The organism is Rhizobium sp. PEPV16, assembly GCF_008919455.1.
Taxonomy (GTDB): domain Bacteria; phylum Pseudomonadota; class Alphaproteobacteria; order Rhizobiales; family Rhizobiaceae; genus Rhizobium; species Rhizobium leguminosarum_Q.
In genome coordinates this window covers 13,338-18,685 of sequence record NZ_VSZV01000258.1, presented here as the reverse complement: position 1 = coordinate 18,685, position 5,348 = coordinate 13,338, and the positions used below count along the sequence as shown (strand labels likewise).

Genomic DNA, 5,348 nt, shown 5'->3' with positions numbered 1-5,348 from the left:
CCCGGATCTTCACGTTGTAGTCGACAACCCGTTTGACTGGGACGAGAATTTTCATGGGCAACCCCCTTTATTTCAAAACTGCTGGCCGTTCGGCAAGTAATGCCCAGAAGGCGAAGAGCGGCGTGTCGAGCGACCTCATGGCATGCTTGATGTCGGGGACATTGTAGAAGGATCCGCCGATACCAGGCGAAAACCAGTCACCTTCCCCCTGCTGGAACTCTCCCTCGGAAAGCACGAGATAGACTTCCTCGGGCGCATGGTCGTGATCGGGATAGCGCACGTGAGGCGCCATCAAAGTCACGCCGATCCACAGGTCGCTCCGCTCCTCCAATCCTCCCGGGCCGATAATCATGGCGTTGGCATGCCCATCGACAAAATTGCCGCTGGCCGTGTGGTCATACTTGCTGCGCCGGCGCCATTCAAGCATTGGCTCGATGCCTTTGAACCCCTCGATCAAACGCATCAGCGAAGGATAGGACGTATCGACCGAAAGCGCCACATCAAGCTGAGCGCACACGGGCAATCGGCTTCCCTCTCCCGCCCGCGCGGCTCCTGGGCGCTCGAGCGCCGCAAAAATCTGACGGACCGAGCGGCGGGCTTCCGGGGCATTCGCGAACTGATCGAAAGCCACAAAAGTCGCGTCCAGGAAAACCTGGAGGCTTTCATTGCGTGAACTCATGTCATCACCTCCCGAGACGATCGGCCGGCAAGCGGTCCGCTCTTGCGATCAGATATCTTTCGCAATGCGCAGCCCGTCATAGACAGCGGCATGCGTGTTGCGTGCGGCGACCGCATCCCCGATCCGGAACAGCTGGAACTTGCCATCAGGATTGCGGATCACTGACTGAGGTTCTCCGGAAAGAAGCTGGTCGTGCGACATCTCGCCGAGATTGCTCGAGCTGGGTTTCAGTTCGAAATAGAGCTCGTCGAGCGGAATGGTCCCATGATTGACGACGATCTGGTCGAAGCTGTGCTGCCTGGCAATCCCGCCGTAATCGCTGCCGACATGGGCGACGAGCTGGTTGCCGCTCTTTTCGACGGCTTCGAGACGATAGGTGACGGTGAAGGTCACGTCGTGCTTCTGCAGCGACCGCATATAGGGCACCAGGTTCATGGCCATGACCTCGGGCGCGAAGGACCGGTCCGGCGTCATGATCTCGACCTTGGCGCCTGCCTTGGCGAGAAATTCGGCCGCCTGAAGGCCGGCATGGTCGCCGGCATCGTCGAAGATCAGCACGTTGGTTCCAGGCTTCACGTCGCCGGAGATAATGTCCCATGAGGAGACCACCAGGTCGTTGCCACTGGCGAGAACCTCGGTATGCGGCAAGCCGCCGGTCGCGATGATGACGACATCGGGATTCTCGGCCTCGATGGTATCGGCTTCCGCCCAGCTGTTGAAGTGGAAGGTGACGTCGTATTTCTCGCACTGGCTCATGCGCCAGTCGATGATGCTGATCATCTCCCTGCGGCGCTCACTTTGAGCGGTAAGGCGGATCTGACCGCCGGGATTGTTCGCCGCTTCGAAAACCACGACCTGGTGGCCGCGCTCTCCGGCGACGCGCGCCGCTTCCAGACCAGCCGGGCCGGCGCCGACGATGACGACCTTTTTCTTGGTGTCTGCCTTTGCCACGATATGCGGCATGGTCAGTTCGCGGCCGGTGGCTGCATTATGGATACAGAAGGCCGCCCCGCCCTGGTAAATGCGATCGAGACAGTAATTGGCGCCGACGCAGGGACGAATATCGTCTTCCCGCTTTTCGATGATCTTGCGGACGATATGCGGGTCGGTCATGTGGGCGCGGGTCATGCCGATCATGTCGACCTTGCCGGAGGCGATCGCGTGGCGCGCGGTGGCGACGTCAGGGATTTTCGCCGCGTGGAAGGTCGGGAAATCGGTTGCGGCGCGAATTTCGCCGGCGAAATCGAGATGCGGTGAATTCGCCATGCCCTGGATCGGGATCACGTCGGTCAGACCCGCATCGGTATCGATGTGACCGCGGATCACGTTCAGGTAATCGATCAGGCCGCTTTCCTTCAGGCGCTTGGAAATTTCGATGCCGTCGCCCTTGCCGGTGCCGCCGGGAAGACATTCGTCTGCGGTGTAGCGCACACCCAGAATGAAGTCGTTCCCCACCCTTTGCCGGATCGCCTTGAAGACATCGAAACAGAAGCGCAAACGGTTGTCGAGCGAGCCGCCATAGGGACCGTCGAGCTCGTTGGTGAGCGGAGACGTGAACTGATCGATCAGGTGGCCGTAGGCTTCCAGTTCGACACCGTCCATGCCGCCTGCCTTCATGCGCTCGGCAGCGTCGGCGAAATCCTTGATGATGCGCTCGATGTCCCAATCTTCCATCTTCTTCGGGAAGGCGCGGTGGGACGCCTCGCGCTGATGCGATGGCGCCACGACAGGCAGCCAGTCGCCCTTGTCCCAGCGCGTGCGCCGGCCGAGATGGGTGAGCTGGATCATGATCGCCGCGCCCTCTTCATGCACGGCGTCGGTCATTTCCCGGACCCAGGGTACGATCTCGTCCTTATAGGCGAGCAGGTTGTTGAAGACCGGCGGGCTGTCTCTGGAAACCGCGGCCGAGCCCGCCGTCATCGTCAAGGCCACCCCGCCCTTTGCCCGCTCCACCGTATAGGCACGGTACCTCTCCTTCGGCATGCCGTCTTCCGGATAGGCCGGTTCGTGGGAGGTCACGATGATACGGTTGCGTAGCGTCAGATGCTTGAGCTGGTAGGGTTGAAGAAGGGGATCGTTCGACATGGGCCGTGGTTCCGGATTAAAAACGTCAGAGCAGACGCTAAGCACAATGTACATATGTGTCAACATTGAAAACAACTGGGTCGTTGTTTTCGACACTGATGTACATTTTTCTTGTGCGCGGCTTGATAATTTGATAGGAGATAGCCCATGGATCAGGCTTTGAACGACACTGGCTGGCGCGGATCACAGGAGGGATGGCTGGAAGCAGCTTACCACGCGCTGCTGGATTCCGGCGTGGATTCGGTGAAAATTCTGCCGCTGGCGAAGAAGCTCAATCTCTCGCGCACGAGTTTCTACTGGTTTTTCAAGGACCGGGAAGAGCTGCTGGCCGGGCTCGTGGCGCGGTGGCGCGATAAAAACACCGGCAACATCGTCAAGCAGTCCGAAGCCTACGCGGAATCGCTTGCCGAGGCGATGCTCAACGTCTTCGACTGCTGGCTCAACAATGATCTGTTCGACGCCAGGTTCGAATTCGCCGTGCGCAGTTGGGCGCTGCAGTCCGACGAGATTCTCGCCGAGGTCCGGCAAGCCGATCAGCTCCGGCTTGATGCGCTCAAGCGGATGTTTATCCGGTTTGGGCTACCAGAAGCGACATCAGATGTCCGAGCGCGAACAACTTACCTCGTGCAGATCGGATATATCTCCATGCAAGCCAAGGAGGAACTCGCCGTCCGCATGAAACGGATTCCCGAATATATCGCGATCTACACCGGCGAAGTGCCGCAACAGAGGGAGCTCGATCGCTTCTTCTCGCGGCATGGCTACAGGCCCGGTTAGGGAGAGCTGGATGAGCGTTTCCTTGAGGATCGGCATCATTGGCGGCGGCGGTTGGCTGGGCGGAGCAATCGCCGGCTCGATCCTTGATGCCGGCCTGGTCGAACCTCGAAATCTCTCCCTCTCCTATCGCAGCCAGCAGCCACACCGTTTCCCGAATTCTTTTTTGACCACCGACAATCAGGCACTTGCCGACCGCTCGGACGTGATCGTCCTCTCCGTCCGTCCTGATGACTGGCATACTCTTGATGTCGATGCCGGCGGCAAGCTCGTCATCTCAGTCATGGCGGGCATCCGTCTGGACGCACTTTCCGAGCGCCACAACACCGGCCGCGTTATCCGCGCTTTGCCCAATGCCGCCGCCGAAGTGGCCAAGTCCTATACGCCGTGGATTGGCGCGAGCGATGTCACCGAAGACGACCGGGCCCTCGTCCGCGCGATTTTTCAGGCATGCGGATCTGAGGACGAGGTCGCAAGGGAAAGCGACATTGATTACCTCACCGGTCTTTCCGGGTCCGGACCGGCATTCCCGGCGCTGCTCGCGGCCGCCATGATCCGCGACGCCGTCGCAAATGGCCTGCCGGCGGAGATTGCGCGCCGCGCCGTGAACACGGTGATCACAGGCGCCGGCCGCCTGCTGGAGCGTCAAGACGAATCTCCTGACGATGTCGTTCAAACCTTTCTCGGCTATCGCGGAACCACGGCGGCAGCCATCGAAGGCATGTGCGCTGCGGGGTTCAACGCTTCGGTTGCGGAAGGGCTATCGGCAGCATTCAAGAAATCGGTGAGTATGGGAGACGCTTCCTGACAACCGTTGGAGTGGGTCCTGCGGCGCCCCGCTCAGCAAAACCGGCCGCTAAACAGAGGGAACGAGAATGAAAAAACTATTCGCATCGACATGTCTGACGTTCGGCCTGATCGGCGGGGCGTCTTTCGCCAGCGCCGCCGAATGCGGCACTGTCACCATCGCCAGCATGAACTGGCAGAGTGCAGAGGTTCTCTCCAACCTCGACAAGTTCATCCTGAACGAAGGTTATGGCTGTGAGGCCGAAATCACCGTCGGCGATACCGTCCCGACGATTACCTCGATGGCCGAAAAGGGCCAGCCGGACATCGCACCGGAAGCATGGATCGACCTGCTGCCCGATGTCGTCAAGAAGGGAACGGAAGAAGGCCGGATCGTCCAGGTCGGCTCTCCGCTGCCCGATGGCGGCGTCCAGGGCTGGTGGATTCCCAAATATCTGGCCGATGCCCATCCCGACATCAAGACCATCGGCGACGTGCTGAAACATCCGGAACTCTTCCCCGCTCCTGAGGATCCGAAGAAGGGCGCGATCTACAACGGACCGCAGGGCTGGGGCGGCACCGTGGTGACCACGCAGCTCTACAAGGCCTTCGAAGCCGACAAGGCCGGCTTCACCCTCGTCGATACCGGCTCGGCTGCCGGCCTCGATGGTTCGATCTCCAAGGCTTACGAACGCAAGGAAGGCTGGGCCGGCTATTACTGGGCGCCGACCGCGCTGCTCGGCAAGTATGAAATGGTCAAGCTGGAAGCCGGCGTGCCGAACGACGCCGCCGAATGGAAGCGCTGCAATACGGTCGCCGATTGCCCCGACCCGAAGCCGAATGCATGGCCGGTCGACAAGATCGTAACCCTCGTTGCAAAGCCTTTCTCGGAAAAGGTCGGCCCGGAAGTCATGGACTACCTGACGAAGCGCTCCTGGAGCAACGACACGGTCAACAAGCTCATGGCGTGGATGACCGACAACCAGGCGACCGGCGAGGACGGTGCCAAGCACTTCCTCAAAGA

At 60.3% G+C, this 5,348-nt stretch carries 5 protein-coding genes; 3 read left to right on the top strand and 2 right to left on the bottom strand.

Annotation, left to right across the window (positions count from 1 at the left end):
- Nucleotides 1–67 precede the first annotated feature (67 nt).
- Complete coding sequence (locus FY112_RS10365; protein WP_017956860.1) at nucleotides 68–679, bottom strand: dimethylsulfoniopropionate lyase; 612 nt, start codon at nucleotides 677–679, stop codon at nucleotides 68–70.
- 48 nt (nucleotides 680–727) lie between these two features.
- Nucleotides 728–2,764, bottom strand: coding sequence for an NADH:flavin oxidoreductase (locus FY112_RS10360; protein WP_017956861.1), 2,037 nt, complete (start codon nucleotides 2,762–2,764; stop codon nucleotides 728–730).
- 147 nt (nucleotides 2,765–2,911) lie between these two features.
- Between FY112_RS10360 and FY112_RS10355 the strand changes: the two genes are divergently transcribed.
- The 3 genes from FY112_RS10355 to FY112_RS10345 form a co-directional block, all read left to right on the top strand.
- Complete coding sequence (locus FY112_RS10355) at nucleotides 2,912–3,541, top strand: TetR/AcrR family transcriptional regulator (protein WP_094087738.1); 630 nt, start codon at nucleotides 2,912–2,914, stop codon at nucleotides 3,539–3,541.
- 10 nt (nucleotides 3,542–3,551) lie between these two features.
- A complete protein-coding gene (locus tag FY112_RS10350) occupies nucleotides 3,552–4,346 on the top strand; it encodes a pyrroline-5-carboxylate reductase dimerization domain-containing protein (RefSeq protein ID WP_151518336.1) in 795 nt (264 codons plus the stop codon).
- Nucleotides 4,347–4,413: 67 nt separating this feature from the next.
- Nucleotides 4,414–5,348: ABC transporter substrate-binding protein (locus tag FY112_RS10345; protein WP_151518337.1), on the top strand; the 935-nt coding region annotated here is incomplete at its 3' end.